We start from the raw sequence: 24067 nt of genomic DNA on the forward strand, positions 1-24067 counted from the left end.
AAGTAAAGAGAATGAATATACAAGTTTTACTTTTAATGTACTGGTAAAACTTGTTAATCCATTTTTTCTATAAAATAGCATGGTAGATTTAACAAAGGACATATACGGAACATTGTTTTAATTATGATATATAACATTGTCTACTGAAAAGGCCTCAAGGCATATTCAATATATTGGCTTGTATGAGCTTAACTGGCCGCTTTAGAAGTGATTTTTGACTGTAAAATTCCTAAAGGTGTAAAATGTATATCAGAAATAAAGGAAATGGTTGCTCAAGGATTGTTTGATTTCGATAAAGTTGTTGAAAAATCAAAACCAAAAAGAGGCTGTATTATATGTTATAAGAGAATCAAGGTAAATCAAAACATAGAAGAAAATATCCATCAGAAGAAAACAAAAAAGTACCTTATTAATTTATTTAAAGCGGATCCAAAGTGAGCATACATAAGGACTTTTACAGAGAAAGATTATCAAAATGTTTATGAATCCGTATGATGAAGAGACTCAATTGTTCTTTAATCGTAGTTAAATAGGCTTACTTGCTTGGCCGTTAGTAGGAGTAACGGTTCAGGCTCAAATTACTGAATTTTAAAAAATGATGAAAATCTACCAGCTGAAAGTAGCCTATAAATATTGATGATTGGTAGCCATCATATAGAGCACTTTTTGAATAATTGGCAGTCTTACCGTAAAGGCAAGATATTTGTTGAGCTAGCAAAAAGAAGAGCAGAGTTTTTACATGAAAGAGCTCAAAATGCAGGCATGATAAAGGATAAAGTGCTTTTGATTTTAGTGACAATACCTGATTTAAACGCTAATATCGATGATATGATTCGCGAAGAAGAGAGACTTTACAGGATACGTTTAAGTCAATTGGATTAAATTTGGATTAAATACTAAAAATGTTGATGCCAAACAATTGCTGAAATTTATCAGAATAATATTTAATTGGCCTGAAGAAGAGCATGTTAATCCGTATAAATATTGTCGGAACAAATTCTACGAGGAGATTTTTCGCTATTAGAAGATTGCATAAAGTTAAATAATGAACAAGTCATTATCAGCTTAGAAGCTGGTAAAAGGCCTGTGGAGATTATCAGCTATGGACTTGTTTTTAGGCAATGAAATGCGGTCGTGGAGAAAAGTCTAACTTTTTGATTCATTTTGGCTTACAGATTTTACCAAATCAGGCTAGAACTGCTGCTGTCACAAAAAGAGAGGCATTAGAAAGAAATATTAGTGCTGGAATGGGTAAGTTTTTCCTGATAATTGATATTATTAATAAATATTACGCTGTGGTTAAATAATTGATCAAATGATTATGCTTTTTTTATAGCAATTTTTTTATGCTATTTCATTCATAATATATCTGACTTGAAAATCCCTTGGTTACACTTAGGTTGTATGCGTTTCTTGATCATTAGTTCAACTTCTGAATTAAAAATTAGTGTAAAATTTCCTAAATTTTTTATTCTCCATATTTTCGACCTTTTGCTTTAATTTTTTTGTAATATTGACAAATTTTGCAAATTTAATTATAGTTAAAGTTGAATATTAAAAAATTAATAAAAGTTAACACAAGTTAATAGTAGGTTCTATAAAGTGTAAAGGTTAACGAAAATTAACTTTCTTTTTTCTTTAGATTGAATATGCCTTTCAACCTTTTTCATTAGGCAATGTTAAAGTTTATATATTGCGTATAAGCTTATCTCCAATGAAGCTTCTAACTGGATTTCTTATTTTTACTGTATTTATTTGATTTTGGTGTGGTAGGTTTGGTATAATTTTTTTATGAATCTTATGCAGCAGAAACTTAGTCTTCAGCAAAAAAAAGCTAAAATTATAATGGAAGAACTTAATATATAAAGATAAAGAACGTAGAATGCGAACTAGATGTCTTATAGAAATTGGTGGTTTAGCTATATGCATCTGCTATACAGATGCATACCTTGGATTATATTTAATGGCTATATTAAAATTTTTTATTACTTACTAATATTTTTTTAATTTCAGAATCTTATTTTCTAAGAGAGTGTATATCTTAACTATATACTATTGAATTATTTGCTGATGTTCCGCTGTAATATCTTATTAGTATTAAAATAGCTGTTATATGATATTTATTTTAATAAATTCTTTAACCATTTTAATTTTTGACTTCTTATACTGCTTGTTTGCTAGCCATCATAATAACTACCAAACTAGATGTATTATCAAATTTTTTTAAATTAATTATACTTCTCTTTTATTTCTCTATTTCTTAAATTATTGCATTCAGCTAGATAATCTAATAAACCAACCTATTTTTTTTAGCTTACTAACAATTTTGATCCATACCATCTTTGGTAATGTAAAAGTAGTGCTAAGCTTAATAAATTTATAATTTATTAATAATAATGAAAATGATGGATTTTCTAAAGGAAATCCATCAATATCTTTAGCAATACTAATTATAGTGCCTATAATCAGGCTATTATAAAACTCTGTTTTGAGCAAAATTTGTTTTGCTATTTTAGTAATACGTAGTATTGATCTTAAATCTGAAACAACTTTAGCTAAAATCAGAGATAACATTACTCTTTGAGTATGACTAAATGGTAGATCAACTGTTAAAATATATTCTGGTAAAAAATCTATTCTTAATGAATTTATATTTTTAGCACAATTTAAAAAAACAAAGGCTGCCATAATTATTTGTTTAGTTGTTTCACTAGGTTGAATTAATAATGGAAAAATCATTTTAACATATTCCTTCAAACAATAATCATTACCCTGGAAATTTACTAATTTCGAACAACACTCATATAATACGTTATTATTTTCAATAGTATGAAAAAAATCAGCAAAACTATTGTTTAACTTATCAACATCAGCAGGTAATTCACTATTAGGTAAAAAGCAATTGCGTACATGAACACCTTCTTTAAGACCATAATTAGAAACTATAACAGTTTTGACATCGAAAGCTTCTATTAAAGCTTTCAGTATCATAGTTGCATGAGAATTGACTTTTAATTTACTACAGTAATGACCTAAATTGATATTGTTTACACCATTCAACTGAGCAATGTATAGAAGAATGTTGTTAGATTGAGCCCTAAAGTTATGTATATTAATAGTTGGATAGTTGATACATGTCATATAAAATCTAGCAATTATTCGAAATGCTCCTCCAATCAAATATAGATTGCAATAACTAACATTTCTAAATTTGGGGATTCTTTCCTTAATAAAATCAATGCTCAGATTTTCTAGCTTATTAAGCAGCTTAGTTCCTAATGGTAATGAGATACAACTAATAATTCTAGATTGTTGCACTTCAACTAACTCCAAACTACCTCCTCCTAAATCAGCTATAATGCCGTCTACATTAGGAATACCAAGCATTAAGCCAATAGTCGTTAAATATGCCTCCTGTTCTCCTGAAAGGATTTCTACATTAATTCCATATCTTTTGTAAATAATATCTTTAAATATTGAAGCCTTATAATGCCCCCTAAGCACAGCAGTAGCAACACATTTTATTTTTTTTACTCCAACGCGATTAAAAATGTGTATAAAATGCTCTATAATGAGATATGATTGATGCTTTACATCTATATCATCATATTCTAGCAAAGACCAAATATCAGCTTTAAATTTATCACTGTAAATTTTTGCACTAGCAATATCTGCACTTTGATATATAGCAGCTCTAATAGCATTAGAGCCAATATCCATTACAGCATAAAACATTTTATATATATATAAATGACTTATCATTATATATATATATTATAATATTATAATAATCGATAGCAATTTCACTTGGCATATGCTAGTACATTTGCATGTTCAAAACTAAGCAAGTTTGCAAAGCAAAAAAACACTATAAATGCTCATATGCTAAATAATTATACTTAAAAAGCTTTAATAATTAAGACTGAAAAAATTTGTAAGTGATACAGTATAAGACTAATAATCAAGTCTAAATAAAACAATATGTTATTAATTCTAAAATAGCAAATAAATAGAAAAAACTTTTAACATCAGTTTTGGATTAGAATTTGGATTAGAAATGGAGTTGGGTGTAGTACTGAGTGTAAATAGTTTAAAGAAATGGTTTACAAAGTCTAAGAGATTGTATCTTTGAAAATTTTTTAAATCTTCTATCTCATAATGATATACCATAGTCTTAGTTTAGAGTTAGTCTAGAATTGTATGAGATAGTTATTGGAGTATAAAATAATTATATTGCAATATGTGTTCTAACGCTACTAAAAACTGGTTTAATAGATACTTATATAAGATTGATATTATCTGTAATAGAAGAATTTTTTGACTGATTTTAAATTGTGATGGCAATATAAAATTTCATATGCTAAAATCATAATTGAAGGTTGTTTATATATGTAAAAACTGTATTTTAATTTTGTTCAATGCTGATAAAATATATGAGTCTAGCAATCAGCTATACAACTAATTTTATATTGAAAGATAAATGCTGCAGATTTATATATATTTAACTTAATTATACTTGAAATATTATTAGCCGCTATAGCTCAGTGGTAGAGCACATCATTGGTAATGATGAGGTCGAGAGTCCGATTCTCTCTAGTGGCACCAATATACTATTTATTCAACTTGGAGAATTAGGGAAAATTATCTACTATGGACTTGCATTAGCTTATAAATAGTATAGCTTTTCTATATTTTCCTTACAACATAAGGTAAAGGGCTTTATTTGATAACTAAAAATATTTTTTATATAGGTCTTATATAGAAATTTTATCAAGATTTTTAGTCAAAAAAATATTCAATATGAATTATTCCTCTAATGAAGGCATATCATCATATTGTGTATCATCGCCAATTACATTAACTGCAGGAGTATTATTATCTTCTACATCCTTGAGCTCATATTCAGTGCAACAATGTGATAATAACAGTTCGTCATTTTGTAATAAGCTAGCTAAATCTTGGTTGGATAATAACATATTATCTACATCTTCCTCTAATGGAGGCATATATTCAATTACACCTTGTTCATTATTAACTGTAGTAGTATTGCTATCCTTTACAGGATCCATATCTATGTTAGAAACCAGAGATTTTTTTCCTATCCTGCTAAGATTAGCATTTGCTGTAGTTTCATTGTTTTCAGGCAAGTTATCTGCTACTTTTATCTTTTTTGCTTGAGGTTCATATGGTAATGAATCTAAGAATTTCCTGAGCACTACTTTAGCTTTAACTGGAGAACTAAAACATACATGACTATCGAAAAATTTTTTTCTAGCTACCTTATCTACTCTTGGATCAAATAAGTGATTCAGCAATATTTCAAGATTTTTAGGAGCATTAGCTTTAGATTGACCTAATACACTACTAACACTAGAAAAATGAATTCCCTGTTCTTGTAATACTTTGATTCTAGGATCTGTTAATTTGTCTAATAATTCTTCTAAAATTCTTGGAGCTTCCGCTTTAGATCCAGCTAATATAGAACCAAATACTCTTAAAATTGATGTTTTGTGCTTGTAACTTTTTTATTCTAGAATCTGTTAATTTTTCTAATAATTCTTCAAAAACTCTTGGAGCATGAGCTCCAGATCCCTTTAATATAGAACCAATACTAGTAAAACTGATGTTTTGTGCTTGTAAAGTTTTTATTCTAGAATCTGTTAATTTGTCTAATAATTCTGCTAAAACTCTTGGAGCTGTGCTATCTTTATTGATAATACTATTAATGCTAGAAGCTTTAATATTACTGCACTGCAGTAGTTTGATTTTTTCTATGATTGAATAACAACCGCCAATCTTAGTAAAGAGCTGATTAAAATATGTGATTTTATAATTATAATGTTTCAAAATATAACTAATATATTCCTTAACTTTTGGATGTTGTTCTAAAATACTTTTTAATTCATCATCTTGATTAATATATTCTTGTAAATTTAACATGGCAATTGCTCTTGGAACTGATTTTTTTTAGATCTTCTTCTTTAATATAAGTTAGTTATTATTCTTTTTTGTGTATGATTATGAATATAACGACAACTGTTAATTGTTTTATTAGCTTAATTTGACTTTTTAAACAGCTTAAATATGCTTTTATAAATATTTAGCTCTTTTTTTTATCCTTGGATCTACAGCCTGTTTTACTTCAAGCATTTCCTCTTGTGATTTACGTTTTTCTAACAACTTTACTGGTTCTTATTTTTGAGTCATTACATAAAAAATTAGAGTAACTAATATAGTTTCAAGTTTTCACTAGACAGAATACAGATTTTATCTAATTAACTTTCCAGAGTTAAAGTCAACGCTAATTTAAAATATAAGACACACACAGTAATTATTACAGTATAATTCTACTGATTTTTCAGTAAGCTACAAACTTAAACATTAATATTACCTATAGAAAGAATTAGCCTTGTAAGGCAGATAGAACCAGTATGAAGATGAAAATAGGTTTTGCATAAGAATGATTATGCTCTCTATATTCAACCTTATACTCTTAAAACAAGTCCTCTTTTGATCTCTATAAACTGTTTTTTTCATAAAGTTGAATATTGAAAAATTAATAAAAGTTAATACAAGTTAATAGTAGGTTCTATAAAGCGTAAAAGTTAATGAAAATTAACCTTTCTTCTTCTTTATATTGAATATGGCTTTCAACCTTTTTCATTAGGATATGATCTTTGATCCATTGATTACTACTTTTATAACAAAATCATGGACAAGCAATATAGGTCCGTGATACCACTCCTTAGTTTTTTGTTTACCAATCTATAAGTCCTCTATCTAATCTTATTCCCAATCCAAAACAGCTGCGTGACTTTTAAATATAAATATATAATAATAATTATATTTTATAATCTTTTTATCTTTTTCTAAACAAGAAATATAATTATTATATGCATTATTTACAAATCAGGATAATATATGAACAAAAACACGTTAATTTTATTAACTTTACTTAATATCTTTATTTATCAAACTAATGTTGTGGGGCAATCATTACAAGCAGAAAATAGTAGTTCTAGCTGTTGTGGAGAACATAACAATAAACTGTCAAATATAGAAAATAAAAATTTATCAGAATCTGATAACGATAAATTTAGCAACCCTTCAGTTCAATTTTTAAATGCATGGGCAAGGCCAGCTGCAATAGGCAAAAATAGTGCTGTTTACTTGACAATTAGTAATCAATCTCTCAAGAATATTGAAATTATAGGTGTTTCTGCTCCTGATATAGCTAATATAGCTATGTTTCATCAATCTATTACTGATGATAATGGAGTTGTTAGTATGAGCCATATTGAACATTTATTGATTCCTTTACAAACAGAATTTATATTAAAACCAGGTGGTTTTCACATTATGCTGATGAAAGTTACTAAACAATTGAGAGATGGTGATTCATTTAATATTATTTTTACTATGAAGGACCAAACTACAACAACAATTAAAGTTCAAGTTAAAAAATAGATTTTTTTAACAAAAAATTTTAGGTTTTGCTTAAATTAGAAAAATATGTAAAAGAGTTGTTACAGATTCAAATTAGTCTTCTATATTAAGACATATATTTAATAATATAAAAAGGCTATAGCAAGATTTACAAAAAGAAAAAAGTAAATTAAGGGTAGTGTTAATTAATTTAGTTAATATTCAACCTTAACTATAACTGTATAAAAATTGTTTATCAATATTGCTAACAGGATTAAAAAATCACAAGCAATATCATAGCCTAATGAAAAAGGTTGCAAGTCATCTTCAATCTAAAAAAGAAGGAAAATTAATTTTTATCAACTTTCGCGCTTTTATAGAACCTACTATTAACTTATATTAATTTGTAATTAATACTTTTAACTATAATTAAATTTACAAAATTTGTCAATATTACAAAAAAATTAAAGCAAAGGATCGAAAATAGGGATAATAAAAATTTAGGAAATTTTACACTAATTTTTAATTTAGAAGTTGAACTAATGATCAAGAAACACATACAACCTAAGGCTAATTAAGCAATTTTTAAGTCAGATGTATTATGAATGAATTAGCACAAAAAAATTGCTAAAAAAAGCATAATGATTGATTAGTTATTTAACCACAGTGTAATATTTATTAATAACATATTATATGAACAGTCTTATTCAAGCAAAGTAAAGCAAAAATTGGATAATTTAAAGCTGGTAGAAAATTTTCCGAGTTTAATAACTCTGATATAGCATTTCTATCGTCTATAGGAGATGCATTTCCAGTATACAATTATATCACTTTAGAATCTATTGCTGGAGTTACGATTTTAAATAGTTCATCTGAAATAGCTAGCTATATGTTGGTTCAATATTTAAAAGAAGTAATTGCAGAGATACGTAGAGCTGCAATAGCACTTGAAGCGAAGCAAGTTTTAAATGAGCATTTGGCGAGATATTTAAAAGCCCAGTTCAACTTTTTGCTAACGAAAATAGCCTGCAGACTAACGCAAATAAAATAGATATAAGGGCTAGAAGAATAGAGCAACTTTTAATTACAAGAGAAAGGAGTTAAATCCAATACAATAGACAAATTAATTATAGAGAAAGAGATGGATTACATAATACATACGTTTAGTGGTAGAGACAAAATATTTAATGGCATAGGACGAGTATTTGCTTCGAATAGTGCCACTCCAGTAGGTCAGTTCGCCCTAACAATAGGTGGTATATGGGCTGCAAGCAATATTTAGAGGAAATATCGGTATTTTCGCTATGGAATGGTTTTTTCCGTCATTTTTTATTATCACGCTGTTATTTTCTCCAAAAGCAACAGTGTGATAAAGGATGAAGTATAGCTAACTGCTCCAAAAAAGGTAGATAATATCCAATAGTTGTAGAAGAAAAAATAAATAGTGCCATTAAGGATTGGAATCAGGATAACGTATTAGGATTAGGACTAACCTTTGTTAAGCTCCCCCTTCAAGAAATAAAAGGAGAAATTACATACAATAGGCCTACAGAAGTTATATGTCGTGTACCGATATATGCTCAATACTTTAGTATTTTCAATCATTAGGGAATGGAAAAAGCATTTAATAAAGCATTTAATATAGAGATGCAGATTATTCAATCTGCACTGAATACAATGGCGAGATATAAAGGAATAAAACTTAGTTGTGATTATTAAGCACAACATAAAAGAAGTAATAGGTGATAATTACAGAATACAAACAGTACTATCAATATCATATGGAGGAAGAAAGATATTTTTTGGTAAAGCTATTTTTGATAAAGAACAAAAAAATAAAGCCATTTTAATTTTTCCTTTCAAACAAAACGAAGATACTAAGCACCACATTCGAATGCATGGCCTAAATCGTTACCGTCATCAAAAGAATGATGCAGCAATGTTAAAGGCATTGATGCGCCTTAAAAGGTAGCATACTCAATGTTTAGTATAATCTGAAGTGTTTTTAGGATAGATTATACGTTTCAATATTGTTTTTAGCATAAATTACTATATGGTAAAAAATACAAAAACGTAAAATAAATTAACTAATAATTTTTATATTATGCCGAAAGATAATTTAGATAGTAACATTAATTCTATAGAGCAAACATATAACTCTATTTTGAGACTTTTACCTTATGCTTCGAATAATGGAATTAACAATTATGATAGCTTATATATTAAAATTTTTCACTGCATTAACAATATTCACAAAAATTACGAATTTGCAAGGTCTTATGCATTAGCTTTTACTATAGCTAAAATGAATGGTAAAAATAATGACTATGCTAGTGCATATGCATTTGCTATTGCTAATAAAATTTGTGAATATCATGCTAATTTACACGCTCTAGCTTTTGTTAAAGCAAAAATTGAAAACAAACCTAACGATTATGCAAATGCATATGCATTTGCTAAGATTAATTATATCGGTGAAGATGATTCAAATTTATATGCCTTAATTGTTACTAATGCTAAAATGAGCGGAAAAAGTGATTATTATGCTTATTCATATGCATCAGCTTTTATTGTTTGTAAACAAGAAGGATTTAATGAAACTTATGTTAAAGCGTATGCATCATCTATAGCAAATGGATTTAATCATGAAAATGCTAGTTTATATGCTTCAGCTTTTACTTATTCTAAAGGAGTAGATGACAAAGACGACTACTATGCTAATGTATATGCTTTTGCTAAAGTTACTATTTGTACTAATGAAGATTATGCACATTTGTATGCGTCAGCTTTTACTTATGCTAAAGTAAATGGTGAAGATGACTATTATGCAAGCGCATATGCATTTGCTGTGGCTAACAATATTTGTGAATATCATGCCAATGCATATGCTTTAAAGGTTGCTAAAGCTGAAGCTAACGATATAAATAACAACCAAGAAAATATATATTATGACAGCTTACACACTGCTGAAGTAAATGAAATAAATTACACAGAAGCCATGATATAATCAGTATTGAATATCGGTTTATTCAAAAAAAGGATAAGGTTTTAGCTTGCGTTAAGTCTGCAATATTTGTTTAGATACTATACTAATCTCTGATAGATTAATGTATTCAGCACGAAGTGTACAAATGAGGAGATTTTATGTATACGGTTTGAATATTATGGAGTCAATCAAAAATTTTGATTAAAGTAGTTCTGTTTTGACTACGTAATATTGTAATAATTATTTTTGTAAGTTCTGAAACTTGTTTTACAATTTTTATGCTAAATGCCTCAGCAATATTTTTGTAAGACTTGTATCTTTGATAATATCATGCAATATTGCTGTAATAATGGTGTTATCTTCAAAGATATAGTCTGCTATTATAATGTATGCTACTTCCAATGGATGCATATAATATGGCTCTCCTGTATCACTAATTTGCTGCTCATGACATTTTTTAGCATAGCATTTCCTAATGAAAAAGTTTCAAAAGAATATCAAAAAAAGAAGAAAAAAGTTAATTTTCACACTTTATAGAACCTGCTATTAACTTTTGTTAATTTTTGTAATTCATATTTAACTATAATTGTATTTGCAAAATTTGTTATATTACAAAAAAATTAAAGTAAAAGGTAGAAAATATAGAGAATAAAAATTTAGGAAATTTTGCACTAATTTTTAATTTAGAAGTTAAACTAATGATCGAAAAATGTGTGCAACCTAAAACTAATAAAGCGATTTTTAAGTAAGATGTATTATGAATGAATTAGCACAAAAAAATTGCTATAAAAAAAGCATAATAGAGAATTAAAGACATTAATGGCGAAAGGAATAGATCCAAGAGAAGTAAGATGTAAAAAAATATATAGAAGGAAAGAAAATGAGAAGCGTATAAAATAAAAAAAGAGATGACATTAGAAGAGCCATATAATAGGTCTCTTAAAGAGTATAGCAAAGTATATAAAACTGGATTGCTGCCAAAACTTAAATCCTCTAAGTACGTTGTACCAGTGTTGTATTTGATGGTTAGTAATGATAAGAAAATATATCCAATAGCTAGAGAAATAATCTCCGAGGATAAAATTATCGACAATGTTTTAGCAATTTATAGCTATTATCAAATTAAATGTAGGTAATGTGATTAAGAGCTTTTATTGTTATACTATTTTGGTTACAAATACCAACACTATTGGCTTGAAACATTGTATTTCAAGAAATGAGTGTTAATGTAACTAGCATCATATCAAGATCAAGCAGCTGGTGGATTATCCGCTAGAACAAGCTAGACATCGATACACATTTGCTATGACTACACCATCATTAAATATGAGCTGCGGCGGTATTGGTGCTTATCTCGGTAGCTTCTCAATTATTTCAGGAGAAGAATTGGTTCAATTAATGAAAAACATTGGCTCTCAAGCTAAGGTTTATGCTTTTTGTTAGGTTTAAAAACCTTCGCTTTGCAGATTGGAAATGCTCTAAAAGACTTGCATAATCTAGCAATGGAAATGAATCAATTTGCTAAAGGAGATTGTGAGTTAATAAAATCATTATTTGCAGCAACTTTACCAAAAACTTTGGCTATGAGAGAAGCTGTATGTCGAAATATACAGTCATAAAGTGGTTTCGATTACTTTGCTCACGTAGAAAATATAACAATTCTGCAACTCAAAAAAGAGCTTTGCAGCAAGCGCAAATTTAGAGCTTCTAAAATAAGCTTGATCATTACAATATCTTTATTAAAGCTGCAGATAAAGCTGGTATTCTAGATAATATGCGTGATTCAATGTTTTAATCGACTAAGTTGATAACTCTGCTTGGTAAATAATCTTTGATGCTTTAAGCTTGCAGTATCACAGATTCAGGACCTATATATTTTATGGAATTAATGTTTTGGTCTTTTGTTGTAGCTTAACTTTTAATTAAGTATTTGATTTTATATTGACCTTCATCTTCTATAGGAATAGCATTACCATGCTATTTAATTTCTAAAATGATTTTATGCTAGAGGTTAAAAGAAATAAATTTGCTGTTTAAGCTTTTAATATCTAAGAATATTATCTAACTATAAATTTCAGATAACATCAGGTATACAGTAACTATTTTGATTTTTATCAGTACATGCTTTCTTATAATACCTCTGAAAAATTTTTGCATAATATTAAACACTGATGCAAAATTATCGCATCCATGGTTGTAAATAACAAAAATTTCATCAAAAAAGATATATCAAAAAAAGCTCTACAGCATTGATTATTACTAGCATTAAAGCTTGCTTATTGCTCTAATCTATAGAGAGATTATTTATAAACAAAAATTGCATCAGTAGCAACTTCTAACAAGCATTTCCTTTCATATTAGTATTAAAAATTGTAGCCTGATATTTTTATATATGCTATAGCAAAACATTTAGTTATCAAATATTAATATGTAATTATTGTCACTATTATCACTAATGCCTGCTATTTCTACATCTTTTGCTATATTACCTGATAAGTTATTATAATTGCAATGATGTTTCTGAATGTAAAAATCTTCTAACTCATCTAATTTTCTTTTTACTCCACTGTTTTTTCCAATCTCATCTAATAGTTTAGATATCTCAGGATTATCTAGTATTGCAATTATCTTATCCGTAGAATAATCATAAGCTGTATCAGTATCTGTTAATACGTCATTCACTAAAGTATATTTATCTTTTGCTGGTTGATTTAGTACAATATTATGATTCGCAAATTCTGCTAAATTATTCTCTATTGCAATCTGATTATAATTACTAACAAGCTCGCTTAATGTAGTTAAGTTATCATAGTTATAATGTTCTTGCTGATCTAATTTTCTTTTATTTCCAGATTGTATAGCATTTTCATTAATAATTTGAGCTACTAGTAGCTCTTTAATACTATCATCAAGATAGCATTCTTTTGCTTGAGTATAGTAATGTTGGTTGTTAACACAATCTATAGCTAGTACAGCAAATATTATGTTAGTTTAACTACTGGTTGTTTCCTTGCTAGCAGTATCATCATCATCTTTTAGTATACAAGGGTTTTGTTTTAATAATTTTTCCAAAGACTTTGGAATATTTTTTTCTGCACTATGTAATATATCCAGGACATTAAAATGTGATATTCTTAATATCTCTTTGTTATTATCTATTGCTGTTAATAATTCTTCCAAATACTTTGGAGCATTTTTTCCTGTACTACGTAATATACTGGAGATGCTAGAAAATGGTATTGCTAATTTTTCTAATGTTTCCTTGTTATTATCTATTACTATTAATAAATCATTCAAAGCTTTTGAGGCTATTTTTTGTGCACTATTTAATATACAGGAGATATTAGAAAATGTTATTTTTAATGTTTCTAATGTTTTTAATTTTTCTTTGTTATGATCTATTACTATTAATAAATCATCCAAAACCTTTGGAGCATTTTTTCCTGTACTACTTAATATACCAGAGATATTAGAAAATGGTATTGCTAATTTTTCTAATATTTATAATTTTTTTCTACATTGAGTAATAATACTAGCAGTACTTGTAGCTGAGAAATATTATCGATAGTGTTTAGATGTAATATAATAATTATTAATAGTAAAAACTTGGATTTTAATTGTTTCAGTTAATTTATTGAACTTTTTTATTTGTTTAAATCTATGTCATCAAACACATATTCAAGATTATTTTCTGAGTAATTAAATTTCTCAAAAATACTGTGGAAAAAAATTCATAGCTTTTGAACAAGATTTTAAGTCAGTGTTTTTAGCACAATATCCATCTCTGATACTTCTGAAAATATATTAATAGACATCGGGTTTTTATATCGAATTCTATATGTATCTTCCGCCTAGAATCAAGCATGTATGCTTAAATAAGCTTCCATAATCAAGAACAAAAACCTTACCCAAAATTCCTAAAACAGACAGCATCATTTCTTGCATAAAAACAGATTTTCCAGAGCCTGGGACTTCTGCTATACAGAGGTTAAAGTTCTTATTTGGAACTGCACCATGCTTATTTAACGCTGGTAATAATGCTCCACCAAAAGTGGACTAATACATTATCTGACCTTATCTGCCAGTCAACAGCGTACCTGGAGAGCTTAAATATCCTTATTTATTCATCAATTATTAGTAATAATACCTTACTTTCAGATAAATTTTATACCTCTATCTAAGCTGGAAAGTGCTGTTCCAAGTCCTATAATTTTCTTTTTGCCAATTATATTGCTCGATCCTTGTTCAACTAATTATAGCAGAGTATTTTCTTCTATGTTTTGATTTACCTTGATTCTCTTATAACATATAATATAGCCTCTTTTTGGTTTTGATTTTTCAACAACTTTATCGGAATCAAACAATCCTTGAGCAACCATTTCCTTTATTTCTGATATACATTTTACACCTTTAGAAATTTTACAGTCAAAATCACTTCTATAGAAGCCAGTTAAGCTTATACAGACCAATAACAAAGGTAATAACTTAACCTGTTCTCCTGTTGTGCTTGATTAACATCTGGTATCGTATAAGTTGAATTGTGTTTTTGCTTCAATAAATCAAAACCTTTTTTAAATACAACATTCACAACTCTACCTAAAGTAATAACAATGACTGGACTCATAACATCAGCTCTCTTAATAGCAAAATCTGCTAATTTATCAGGAGAAGTAGTAAATAGCCCCTTCATTACAGCCCCATTCCTTTAAATAAGTCTCATGATAGCTATTTGACGATACCACCATTTTACGATTAGGCTCTATAGCTGGAATCAATAACCATTTTTCTTCTTTTGTAATTGCAGTCATTATTGCAATTATATTAGATATTGAATATAGTAATTACTAGCAAGGCCTTATTATATCTTACTAACTCTTGTACAGCATTTTGCTTAAAGAGATGATTCACTATTTACCAACTTTTTTATTTAGCAATCCTAAATAACTTATTGGTTTTGGTAATAGACCTTTGGCTACTAAAAAACTCTTTAACAAAATCTGAAACCTTTTTAAATTTCTTAAAGCTATAACATAATATAACACCTGTAATTATAGACAATAAGCCTAGTTTAATATGACTGCTATTTAATAATACTATTAATTACCCTAGCTAGTACTACACTCCACTCATCTATACTTAAGCCCATATATTTCAATGGTCTTGATAATGACCAATATAACTTTTGCATAATCACCTGCAGCTATAATTATAGCATGAGAAAACTTATTCTGCTAATATAATATTTAAATCAGCTAAATATCTTCAAACGCAGATAGTACCTGCGCAGGTTACATTAACGTGCTCGTATACTATTAGTCAGTCTATAATACAAAACTTCCAGTACATTCATTCATCATTTGTGTAACTTTAGACATAAACTGCCGCACTGATTCTAAACCAACTCTAGCATAAATACTCGTTGTTTTTAGGTCATTATGATTCAATACTATACCAATTGTATGCTGACTTGCACCAAAATCTGCCAGACAACTTGCAAGAGTCCAGCGCAGATCGTGTATTCTTAAATTTTCTATGCCTGCCTTTGCACAAACTGACGTCATGTTGTCTCTGGCTTCTCTAAGTGTCCGCTTTTGCTAGTATCACTTGGTAGCACCCATTTTGATGTTACTTTCATCCCCTGTAATATTTCCATTGCATCTTCTGTTAATGGTACATCTTGTGGCTTTCCATTCTTAGTTTTTGGTATATGCCATATTTTTTTAGTAAAATCTCTTCCATTCCATCTCTAACACATTACTTTTTCTAGCTCCAGTATATAATGCTAGTAATATAAAATCTTTGACTATCTCGCTCTTTTCTTGCTTTACTACTTGTAAAAATTTCGGCATTTCATCGTAAGTTAGACTACGTTCTCTTGCTTGCATTTTATGTCTCTCTATTCCTAGTGCAGGGTTTTGTTCTATTAACCCCCATTTTATTGCCTTATTAAATACAGTTCCTAAGTCCATCAGAAATGCATTTGCTGTCGAATATTTCTTCGCTTTGCTTATAGCTTTGAATATTTTTTCAATATCTCAATCTTGCTGATCTTTTTTGTATATAATAGTTTTGCATAATTATGTATTCTTGCAGCACAGCTTTTCCAGTACACAGTATACACTTTGCTGTACTCTTCAATATTATGCAGTTCTTCAAATGTTATATCTTGTTTTTCTTTTTTACGCTTCTCATTTTCCTCTATATATTTCTTACGTTTTACTTCTCTCGGGTCTATGTTTTTCGCCAGTAATGTCTTGAGTTCCCTTGCTTTTTTTCTAGCGTCTCAACTGATAAATCTGGATATGGTCCTATCTTTAGCCCCTGGTTTTGATATTTCTTGTCTAAATAAACTTGTTCCACTACTTGATACTCTAAACAAGTTCTCTTTTGATCTCTATAAACCATTGTTATTTTTTCATTCGGAGTCTACTTAGTAATCGATTTGTAAACTTTAATGCTATTGAAGACATAATTACTATATAATTTATGTATATTATTAATAAATACTGTGGTTAAATAATTGATCAAATAATTGAATAAAATTTATATCTATCTAATAATACTAGAAAGACTATTAAAACATCTGTAATCAGCTATTCAGAAATCTAACATTCATAAAAATTAGAGTTGTTATTAAAACATCATTCATAATACAAATAATAAATTGTTAGTAAAATAGTACCAATAAAAATATATAAATCTGCTAAATTGAATATTATGAAATATATATCTATGAAATCAAAAACAGCTCCGTATAAAATTCTATCTATAATATTACCAATTCCACCAGTAATTATTAAAATACAAGCATTAAATTTAAATATTTGTTCTACCTTAGTCATCAAATAGCAAAGGCACAGTATAATTGCAGAATTAACAATAAGAAAAAAGTTATTGCTATTATTATAGCAGTTGAAAATTCCAAAACTAATACCATAATTCCAAACATATACGATATTGAAGTATTTAAAAATTGGAATAGTCATTTCTGGTATTTTTCTTAAAAAGCTAATTAAAAAGGCTTTGAGTGTTTGATCAATAATTAGCAACTCAATTCCAAAAATTAATAACCACAGTTTATACCGATTATTATTGTTGATTGTTAATAAATTACCCATAATACTTGACTTTCTTAATAAGATTATTAATATTAATAATTTCCTATAAACTAGATAAAACTAATGTATATAAATGTTGTAATATTATAATTAACAAGTATCGCATATAAGCTATTTATCAATATAGCCTGGCAGCAGATCGTATGCAATCTAACTCAAAACATACACGAATATAAAAAGAAACAACCATATAACGTCAACAAAATGCCAGTACCATACAGCAAATTCAAAATTTAAACAATTGTTAGGTTTTATAAAATGCCCTTTTTTGGCTCTAAAATAACATACTGCTAAAAATATAACCCCTAAAATCACATGTAATCCATGAGCTCCAGTAATTATATAGAAGTTTGAAGCATAAATTCCATCCGTAAACTTAAATGGTAAATGTGTGTACTCAAAAATTTGCATTAGTATAAAAAATATACCTAATAATACCGTATAACCTAGAGTTTTAACAGTAACTTCCTGATTATCTTCAATTATAGCATAGTGTGCCCAACTAACTGTGGTACTTGATAATAATAAGATCATAGTATTTAATAATGGTATACTCCAAGGATCAGGAGTTATAATACCAGCTGGTGGCCATGTTCCTTTATGTGCTACCCACACTTCCTCTAAAATTCCTACAGGAAATAATTTGTTATAAAAAAAGGAACCAAATAAACAGGCAAAAAATGCTATTTCTGATAGAATAAATATGATCATACCTATTCGTAAAGAACACTGAACTTCTTTGGTATGCTGCTTTTCAAGCATTGCTTCCTTAATAATATCGTACCACCATCTAAATAACGAATATAGTAAACATAAAATTCCTCCCCAAAGAGTAATTTTACTAATAGTATAATAGTAGTTATGTATTAACATCGCAGCTGCAAAAGCTGACAGTAATAAAGAAAATGAAACTGCTAGAGGCCATACGCTTAAATCTACAATATGATATGGATGATTTTTTTTTATATACTGCATATTTAAATTTTCAATTTGTTTATTTTAGTTATAAAAAGAAGTTAAAATATTAAGGATTTTTTCTTATAGAGCTTTCATATAAACTAATTTAGTTAAAATGATTTTTCTATTCTGTTATCATTTTATACTGTATAGCATGTGTTATAGTCAAGATCTCATATAATTAATGTAAATGCTTAAAAGCATTAGCAGTAATTATTCTGCCACGTTGAGTACGTTGTACAAGGCCAATTTGTATTAGGTATGGTTCTATCATTTCTTCTATAGTATCCCGTTGTTCAGATAATGCAGCAGCAATTGTATCAATACCTACTGGACCACCATCATAATTTTCAGCAATAAATTTTAAGTATCTATGATCACTATTATCTAAACCTAACTTATCAATTCCTAGCTGATTAAGAGCATAATCTGTTATTTGCTGGTTTAATGGATTAACGTTTTGATAAATTCCAAAATCTCGAACTCTCTTAAGTAGCCGTAATGCTATTCTTGGCGTACCGCGAGAACGATTAGCAATTTCTACTGCAGCACTAGTCTCAAGTGCAATGTTTAACACTTTTGCTCCACGTATAACAATTTCAGTAAGTTCTTCACTACTATAGAAATTTAGCTTTAAATGAATACCAAACCGATCACATAAAGGCTTACTAATAAGTCCTAATCTAGTTGTAGCACCTATTAGAGTAAATTTTGGTAAATAAATTTTTACTGATCTAGCAGATGGTCCTTCACCAATCATGATATCAAGTGAAAAATCCTCCATGGCAGAGTATAATATTTCTTCAACATGAATATTTAGACGATGAATTTCATCAATGAATAAAACATCATTTTTTTGCAAATTAGTTAAAATAGCAGCAAGATCAGCAGCTTTAGATAATATTGGTCCAGCTGTAGATTTTAAATTAACATTTTTTTCTTTTGCAATAATCTGAGCAATGCTAGTTTTACCCAAGCCAGGTGGGCCATGTAACAGCGTATGATCTAATGATTCTTCTCTTTCAATTGATGATGTAATAAAAATTGTTAAATTACGTTTCATTTGATCTTGCCCAATGAAATCATTTAGAAAGCCAGGACGTAAAACTATTTCCTGTTCTTCCAATGTAGCTTTAGCATCTAATAATTGGTTTTTCATCACTTAGCTCTTTGCTGCAAGGCTGTTTTAACTAATTCATTAACTGACATAGTAGGAGATAGTGAGTATATATCAGATAATATTTGTGTTGCTTCAGTTCTACTTATACCTAAAGATACTAACGCAGTAATAGCATCTGATAATATATTAGATTGCATATTATTACCAAATGATGAAATCTTACAACTGTTATTAACTATGGGATTAATATTAGTAACTCTATCTCTTAATTCTATCATCAATCTATCAATTAACTTAGGCCCAACTCCTGAAATTGTTTTTAATTGATGTCTATCTTGGGTACTAATTGCTATTTGAAGCTGATGTGGAGTTAAATGGGATAGAATATGTAATGCCATTTTTGTTCCTATACCGCTTACACTTTGTAATATATTAAAAGCTACTTTTTCAGTATTATCTAAAAAACCAAAAAGGTGAATTCTATCCTCTCTTACATGTGTTTCAATAAATAAGCTTATAATGCTAGATTCCTCTTTTACTAACTTTAGTAAAGTATTACTTGAAGAGTATACTTGATACCCTACACCATTAACATCGATTATTAAATAACTGTCAGTTATTGAATCAAGAATGCCTTTAAGTTTAGCTATCATAAGGTAAATAGTACTAATTATTTAGCTATTAATAAACTAGATTATATATTAAATATTTAAATTTGTTATTTCTAATCTATTATTATTTCGAGCTGTTATAAATAAATTTATATTCTGTAAAGATATAAGTGTAAAGCATTACTCGACTTTCTATCATAATAATTTAATACCATTTTTGTTTTAACTCAGTTATTACTCCATTATTTTGAAGTTTTAATATCGACTTATTAATTTCAGGTATTAAATCACTTTTTTTCGAAGAAGCAATTACAAATTCTGAAATATAATCATCAATCACAAATTTTTTAAGTTTTGGATTATCAGCTACAAATCTAGCAGCTTGTATATCTTCAAGAATAACTGCATCAATAATTTGAGATTTTAACTCCTCAACTAAAATTAAATTATTATCAAGAAAGCGCAACTTTGTATTATCACTATCTTTATTAATATCCTCAGCTATTTTTTGCCAAGTTGTACCAAGCTGTGCTCCAATGGTTTTATTTTGAATATCCTGACAATTAGAAAAATTACTATTAGCTCTAAATAATACAGCAACTTTCGACATTAGATAAACATTACTAAAATCAACATGCTCTTCTCTTTGGTTAGATTTTGATAAACCAGCTATAACTAAATCTAGCTGCTTAGAGGACAAAGCTAACAACAGCCCTGGAAAATCAAGATTTTTAATTACTATTTTTTTTCCTAAATCTTTTCCAATTAGCTTAATTATATCGATGTCTAAGCCAACAATCTCATCATTTTTAAAGAATTCATATGGTGGGTTATCAGCAGCTGTTCCTACTAATAAAACATCACTTCTTACTTGCTGATTCTGTAATGATTTAATCTGTATATATGTACCATAGCCTAGCAAAAGTAGTATTAATGTGGTAATAAATATAAATAAATATTTGGTCATAAAAAATTTTCTCTTTTTACTGTTTAGTAAATTTCATTAGAATCATACATTAATGCTCATATCACCAATAATTACAAGTATATATAGTTCTGGATATTATCAGCACAACTATTAACTATGTTACTACTAATACCTCAGTTTTGAATTAAGAATAATTTACGTACAAGAGCTAGAGAAGTAAATTGTAAAAAAATAGTTTAAGCAAATGTTTACAAAAGGTAAAAGATATTTTATAGGAGATTAAAAATTTCTCAAAAAGAAAAATATCATGAGAGAAGATATAAGCAGCACTATAATAGAGTATGTTTTGATTTTATTAAATACTACTAGACTTATAGCATGATTGCATTTTCTGTATTAGGGATAAAATTTCTTAGCTTATTGCAGTTTTTTCCTCAATAATTTTGAAATTTCACCTCTTATTTTAATAATACTTTAACTAATTTACTTCTATTAAATCTATTAGCTATATATATAATTTACCTAAAAAATTTTTCAGTTGGATCTTTTTCTAAAGTTACTAACATGTTGATCATTATTTCTTTTCCAAATAAAAAATTTATATCATTCAGATAATTTATTACTTAATCAACTAAATTTATTGCAGATTTTAGTAAATCTCATGCTAGCTGATCAACGTTTACAATGATAGTTCGCTTGATATTCTTAATATTCACTGTTCTTTATTGTAGTAACTTACTATCTATCTAAAATACTAAATCAAGTTTATACAATTTATTATTGATAACAGATGCTTTAAGATTACAGTATAGCAGGAATTAATGTTTGTATCTTTTGTTATAGCTAATTTTCAATTAATTCTTTAATTTTATACATATTCTATAGATATAGACTGCTCCTGCTATTTTAAATGGTTTTATAATAGAGGTTAAAAGTGTAAACCTCGAAAATTTATTTCTTTTATCTCTAGAGAATATTATCTAACTCTAAATCTCAGACAACATCAGGTATACAGTACAGTAATAGATGTCTATCTTAAATAGGTATTGTTCATTCTCAAGCTATTTCCAACTGTTTTCTTACATGTTTTTTAACATCTTGATTTACCAAAGGAGAAAACATCATCATAGCTGTGAATAATAATGGACAAAATTATATCACTAGAAATGCTGTTAATAAGGCTGTAAAAAGCTTGAAAAGCAAAAGTAATAAAATAGCCACTATAAGAAGGCAATTTCAATGATCTATTATAAATTCAAGAAGCATAAACACCTGTATTGTTATAGCTAAACCACTATAAAACAGTTATGTTATATACTTTTCGAACAGAGTGTCTACGTCACAATGATATTTCATTCTTCTAGATTTAGTTTGAAACCATTTTTTTCAATAGGATTTAAATCAGGAGGGGGAAATACTCTAACAAATACTTTATAACATTATCTACTGAAAGGTCTCAAAGACATATTCAATCTAAAGAAGAAGGGAAGTTAATTTTTTGTTAACTTTCGCACTTTGTAGAACCTACTATTAACTTGTGTTAACTTTTATAATTAATATTCAACTTTAACTGTAATTAAATTTATAAAATTTGTCAATATTATAAAAAAATTAACGCAAAAGGTCGAATATAAGAAGAATAAAAATTTAGGAAATTTAGCACTAATTTTTAATTCAGAAGTTGAACTAATGATCAAGAAACGCATACACCCTAAGGGTGAATCAAGCGTTTTTCAATTCAGATGTATTATGAATGAATTAATATAAAAAAATTGCTATAAAACAAGCATAATTATTTGATCAGTTATTTAACCACAGTATTTATTAATAATATACATAAATTATATAGTAATTTCAATAGCATTAAAGTTTACAATATAGATTACAAAGTTTACAAATAGATTACTAAGTAGACTCCGAATGAAAAAACAGTTTATAGAGATCATATGATACTGCCATTATGCATAAACCTTATTTTGCAGAAGCATATATTAATAAAGGAGCTTCTTTAGCTACATTAGGGAAGTATGAAGATGCAATGGAAAATTTTGATATTGCTATTAAGTATGAACCTAATAATCCAGAAGCTTATTATAATAAGGGTATAGCGTTAACAAATTTAGGATACATTCAAGATGCTATCAAAAGCTATGATACAGCTATTAGATATAGACCCAAATATGCGGCAGCATATCACAATAAAGGTTTAATTTTAGCAGCTTTAGGGCAATTTCAAAAAGCAATAGAAAATTTTGATTTAGCTATTAATACGAACCAATGATTTACAAGCATACGGTAATAAAGGCTATGTATAAATCTATTAGGAAGATATTCAGAAGCAATGGAAATCTGTAACTTAGCTATTAAATATATCCAAATTATGCAGATATTTATTATGTTAAAGGAATGTTTTTGAGAAATTAGGTCAACATAAAGAGGCAATTAAAAACTATGATATAGCTATTAAATATAAACCTGATTATGCTAAAACTTATCTTGCAAAAGGAATCTCACTAATAAGCTTAGGACAACATGAGCAGCTAAAGAGATGTTCTTTTAGCTATTAAACATGATCCTAATATTATTGTGGAACATGAAGAAATGCTCAAAAATTTAACGAGTAAAAAATTTCACTTGCAAAAGAATATGAACAAAAACTACAAATATTGAAAAAATACTCTTGATTGATGAATTTTCAGAATCAAGGTCATTTTACTAGAGGATCACAGCTAGTTGCTCATAAGTTAAGAATGTTTGGCCAAGGTAGTGCTAATGTTCTAACAATTGGCTTTGGATTATCGATATTCTGGATTCTATGGCGACTATATCAAAAACTATTTTTAAGTAGCTTGTATTATTTTGCGATTGAGAGATATGTACAGCTTAAGCTAGCAATTGGTGAACATTTTTATGATATCGATG

Annotated in this window: 25 protein-coding genes, 1 tRNA gene and 5 pseudogenes; 13 read left to right on the top strand and 18 right to left on the bottom strand. The window is 27.9% G+C overall.

Features of this window, described 5'->3' with window-relative positions; all coding sequences use genetic code 11:
• Nucleotides 1-434 precede the first annotated feature (434 nt).
• Both OCHUTO_RS05305 and OCHUTO_RS06465 read left to right on the top strand, forming a co-directional pair.
• A pseudogene (locus OCHUTO_RS05305) lies at nt 435-1262 on the top strand (TraC family protein); the annotation flags it as partial.
• Between the two features lie 529 nt (nt 1263-1791).
• A pseudogene (locus OCHUTO_RS06465) lies at nt 1792-1918 on the top strand (conjugal transfer protein TraD); the annotation flags it as partial.
• 356 nt (nt 1919-2274) lie between these two features.
• Here the strand turns inward: OCHUTO_RS06465 and OCHUTO_RS03215 are convergent.
• On the bottom strand, nt 2275-3762 hold the full coding sequence (locus OCHUTO_RS03215; protein WP_232296968.1) for a Ppx/GppA phosphatase family protein: 1488 nt from the start codon (nt 3760-3762) through the stop codon (nt 2275-2277).
• A gap of 768 nt (nt 3763-4530) precedes the next feature.
• Here OCHUTO_RS03215 and OCHUTO_RS03220 point away from each other — a divergent pair.
• Nucleotides 4531-4605, top strand: a tRNA-Thr gene (locus OCHUTO_RS03220).
• 200 nt (nt 4606-4805) lie between these two features.
• Here the strand turns inward: OCHUTO_RS03220 and OCHUTO_RS03225 are convergent.
• Nucleotides 4806-5315, bottom strand: a complete 510-nt coding sequence (locus tag OCHUTO_RS03225) for a hypothetical protein (RefSeq protein ID WP_045797392.1) — start codon at nt 5313-5315, stop codon at nt 4806-4808.
• A 148-nt stretch (nt 5316-5463) separates the two neighbouring features.
• Nucleotides 5464-5940, bottom strand: coding sequence for a hypothetical protein (locus tag OCHUTO_RS03230; protein ID WP_045797393.1), 477 nt, complete (start codon nt 5938-5940; stop codon nt 5464-5466).
• 981 nt (nt 5941-6921) lie between these two features.
• Here OCHUTO_RS03230 and OCHUTO_RS03235 point away from each other — a divergent pair.
• The 4 genes from OCHUTO_RS03235 to OCHUTO_RS03245 all read left to right on the top strand — a co-directional run bounded on the left by OCHUTO_RS03235 (nt 6922) and on the right by OCHUTO_RS03245 (nt 10432).
• On the top strand, nt 6922-7467 hold the full coding sequence (locus tag OCHUTO_RS03235; protein ID WP_045797394.1) for a copper chaperone PCu(A)C: 546 nt from the start codon (nt 6922-6924) through the stop codon (nt 7465-7467).
• A gap of 1099 nt (nt 7468-8566) precedes the next feature.
• Complete coding sequence (locus OCHUTO_RS06470) at nt 8567-8707, top strand: hypothetical protein (protein WP_232296969.1); 141 nt, start codon at nt 8567-8569, stop codon at nt 8705-8707.
• Between the two features lie 426 nt (nt 8708-9133).
• A complete protein-coding gene (locus OCHUTO_RS03240; RefSeq protein ID WP_045797395.1) occupies nt 9134-9397 on the top strand; it encodes a hypothetical protein in 264 nt (87 codons plus the stop codon).
• Between the two features lie 132 nt (nt 9398-9529).
• On the top strand, nt 9530-10432 hold the full coding sequence (locus OCHUTO_RS03245) for a hypothetical protein (RefSeq protein WP_045797396.1): 903 nt from the start codon (nt 9530-9532) through the stop codon (nt 10430-10432).
• 255 nt (nt 10433-10687) lie between these two features.
• Here the strand turns inward: OCHUTO_RS03245 and OCHUTO_RS07110 are convergent, their stop codons facing one another.
• Nucleotides 10688-10822 carry a hypothetical protein gene (locus tag OCHUTO_RS07110; RefSeq protein WP_370664242.1) on the bottom strand — a complete coding sequence of 45 codons (135 nt, stop codon included), beginning with the start codon at nt 10820-10822 and terminating at the stop codon, nt 10688-10690.
• A 497-nt stretch (nt 10823-11319) separates the two neighbouring features.
• Between OCHUTO_RS07110 and OCHUTO_RS03255 the strand changes: the two genes are divergently transcribed.
• The 3 genes from OCHUTO_RS03255 to OCHUTO_RS06940 all read left to right on the top strand — a co-directional run bounded on the left by OCHUTO_RS03255 (nt 11320) and on the right by OCHUTO_RS06940 (nt 12030).
• On the top strand, nt 11320-11547 hold the full coding sequence (locus tag OCHUTO_RS03255) for a hypothetical protein (protein ID WP_045797397.1): 228 nt from the start codon (nt 11320-11322) through the stop codon (nt 11545-11547).
• A 124-nt stretch (nt 11548-11671) separates the two neighbouring features.
• The gene (locus OCHUTO_RS06935) at nt 11672-11854 is read left to right on the top strand and encodes a conjugal transfer protein TraH (protein WP_306305442.1); all 183 of its coding nucleotides are present in this window, start codon (nt 11672-11674) and stop codon (nt 11852-11854) included.
• Nucleotides 11848-12030 carry a hypothetical protein gene (locus tag OCHUTO_RS06940; RefSeq protein WP_052694634.1) on the top strand — a complete coding sequence of 61 codons (183 nt, stop codon included), beginning with the start codon at nt 11848-11850 and terminating at the stop codon, nt 12028-12030. The genes OCHUTO_RS06935 and OCHUTO_RS06940 overlap by 7 nt, the downstream gene beginning before the upstream one ends.
• 790 nt (nt 12031-12820) lie before the next feature.
• Here OCHUTO_RS06940 and OCHUTO_RS03265 read toward each other — a convergent pair.
• The 14 genes and pseudogenes from OCHUTO_RS03265 to OCHUTO_RS03315 form a co-directional block, all read right to left on the bottom strand.
• Nucleotides 12821-13093, bottom strand: coding sequence for a hypothetical protein (locus OCHUTO_RS03265; RefSeq protein ID WP_045797398.1), 273 nt, complete (start codon nt 13091-13093; stop codon nt 12821-12823).
• Between the two features lie 309 nt (nt 13094-13402).
• Nucleotides 13403-13834, bottom strand: a complete 432-nt coding sequence (locus tag OCHUTO_RS03270) for a hypothetical protein (protein ID WP_045797399.1) — start codon at nt 13832-13834, stop codon at nt 13403-13405.
• A 353-nt stretch (nt 13835-14187) separates the two neighbouring features.
• Nucleotides 14188-14664 (bottom strand): annotated as a pseudogene (locus OCHUTO_RS06475) (TraG/VirB4 family ATPase); the annotation flags it as partial.
• 203 nt (nt 14665-14867) lie between these two features.
• Entirely contained in the window at nt 14868-15053 is a 186-nt protein-coding gene (locus OCHUTO_RS06480; RefSeq protein ID WP_232296970.1) for a hypothetical protein, read from the bottom strand.
• A gap of 12 nt (nt 15054-15065) precedes the next feature.
• A pseudogene (locus tag OCHUTO_RS05335) lies at nt 15066-15319 on the bottom strand (TraE/TraK family type IV conjugative transfer system protein); the annotation flags it as partial.
• A pseudogene (locus tag OCHUTO_RS03285) lies at nt 15319-15599 on the bottom strand (hypothetical protein). The pseudogenes OCHUTO_RS03285 and OCHUTO_RS05335, both read right to left, overlap by 1 nt.
• Nucleotides 15600-15732: 133 nt before the next feature.
• On the bottom strand, nt 15733-15972 hold the full coding sequence (locus tag OCHUTO_RS06485) for a tyrosine-type recombinase/integrase (protein WP_052694636.1): 240 nt from the start codon (nt 15970-15972) through the stop codon (nt 15733-15735).
• 159 nt (nt 15973-16131) lie between these two features.
• Nucleotides 16132-16380: a site-specific integrase gene (locus tag OCHUTO_RS06490; RefSeq protein WP_052694637.1), complete on the bottom strand. Its 249-nt coding sequence runs from the start codon at nt 16378-16380 to the stop codon at nt 16132-16134.
• Nucleotides 16381-16642: 262 nt separating this feature from the next.
• The gene (locus OCHUTO_RS06495; protein WP_156961289.1) at nt 16643-16816 is read right to left on the bottom strand and encodes a hypothetical protein; all 174 of its coding nucleotides are present in this window, start codon (nt 16814-16816) and stop codon (nt 16643-16645) included.
• A 236-nt stretch (nt 16817-17052) separates the two neighbouring features.
• Nucleotides 17053-17529 (bottom strand): signal peptidase II, encoded by a 477-nt coding sequence (lspA, locus tag OCHUTO_RS03295; protein ID WP_156961290.1) that lies wholly within the window; start codon nt 17527-17529, stop codon nt 17053-17055.
• A 150-nt stretch (nt 17530-17679) separates the two neighbouring features.
• The gene (locus OCHUTO_RS03300) at nt 17680-18504 is read right to left on the bottom strand and encodes a cytochrome c oxidase subunit 3 (protein ID WP_045797401.1); all 825 of its coding nucleotides are present in this window, start codon (nt 18502-18504) and stop codon (nt 17680-17682) included.
• Nucleotides 18505-18667: 163 nt separating this feature from the next.
• On the bottom strand, nt 18668-19645 hold the full coding sequence (ruvB, locus tag OCHUTO_RS03305; RefSeq protein ID WP_045797402.1) for a Holliday junction branch migration DNA helicase RuvB: 978 nt from the start codon (nt 19643-19645) through the stop codon (nt 18668-18670).
• Entirely contained in the window at nt 19645-20259 is a 615-nt protein-coding gene (ruvA, locus tag OCHUTO_RS03310; RefSeq protein WP_045797403.1) for a Holliday junction branch migration protein RuvA, read from the bottom strand. The genes ruvB and ruvA overlap by 1 nt, the downstream gene beginning before the upstream one ends.
• A gap of 163 nt (nt 20260-20422) precedes the next feature.
• Nucleotides 20423-21184 (bottom strand): ABC transporter substrate-binding protein, encoded by a 762-nt coding sequence (locus OCHUTO_RS03315; protein ID WP_045797404.1) that lies wholly within the window; start codon nt 21182-21184, stop codon nt 20423-20425.
• A 1921-nt stretch (nt 21185-23105) separates the two neighbouring features.
• Here OCHUTO_RS03315 and OCHUTO_RS06500 point away from each other — a divergent pair.
• From OCHUTO_RS06500 to OCHUTO_RS03325, 3 genes are all read left to right on the top strand, one after another.
• A complete protein-coding gene (locus tag OCHUTO_RS06500) occupies nt 23106-23426 on the top strand; it encodes a tetratricopeptide repeat protein (protein ID WP_052694639.1) in 321 nt (106 codons plus the stop codon).
• 175 nt (nt 23427-23601) lie between these two features.
• On the top strand, nt 23602-23712 hold the full coding sequence (locus OCHUTO_RS06505) for a hypothetical protein (protein ID WP_232296971.1): 111 nt from the start codon (nt 23602-23604) through the stop codon (nt 23710-23712).
• A 120-nt stretch (nt 23713-23832) separates the two neighbouring features.
• Nucleotides 23833-24067: TraD N-terminal domain-containing protein (locus tag OCHUTO_RS03325; protein ID WP_045797405.1), on the top strand; the 235-nt coding region annotated here is incomplete at its 3' end.

The sequence above is a fragment of the Orientia chuto str. Dubai genome, assembly GCF_000964595.1.
GTDB lineage: Bacteria > Pseudomonadota > Alphaproteobacteria > Rickettsiales > Rickettsiaceae > Orientia > Orientia mediorientalis.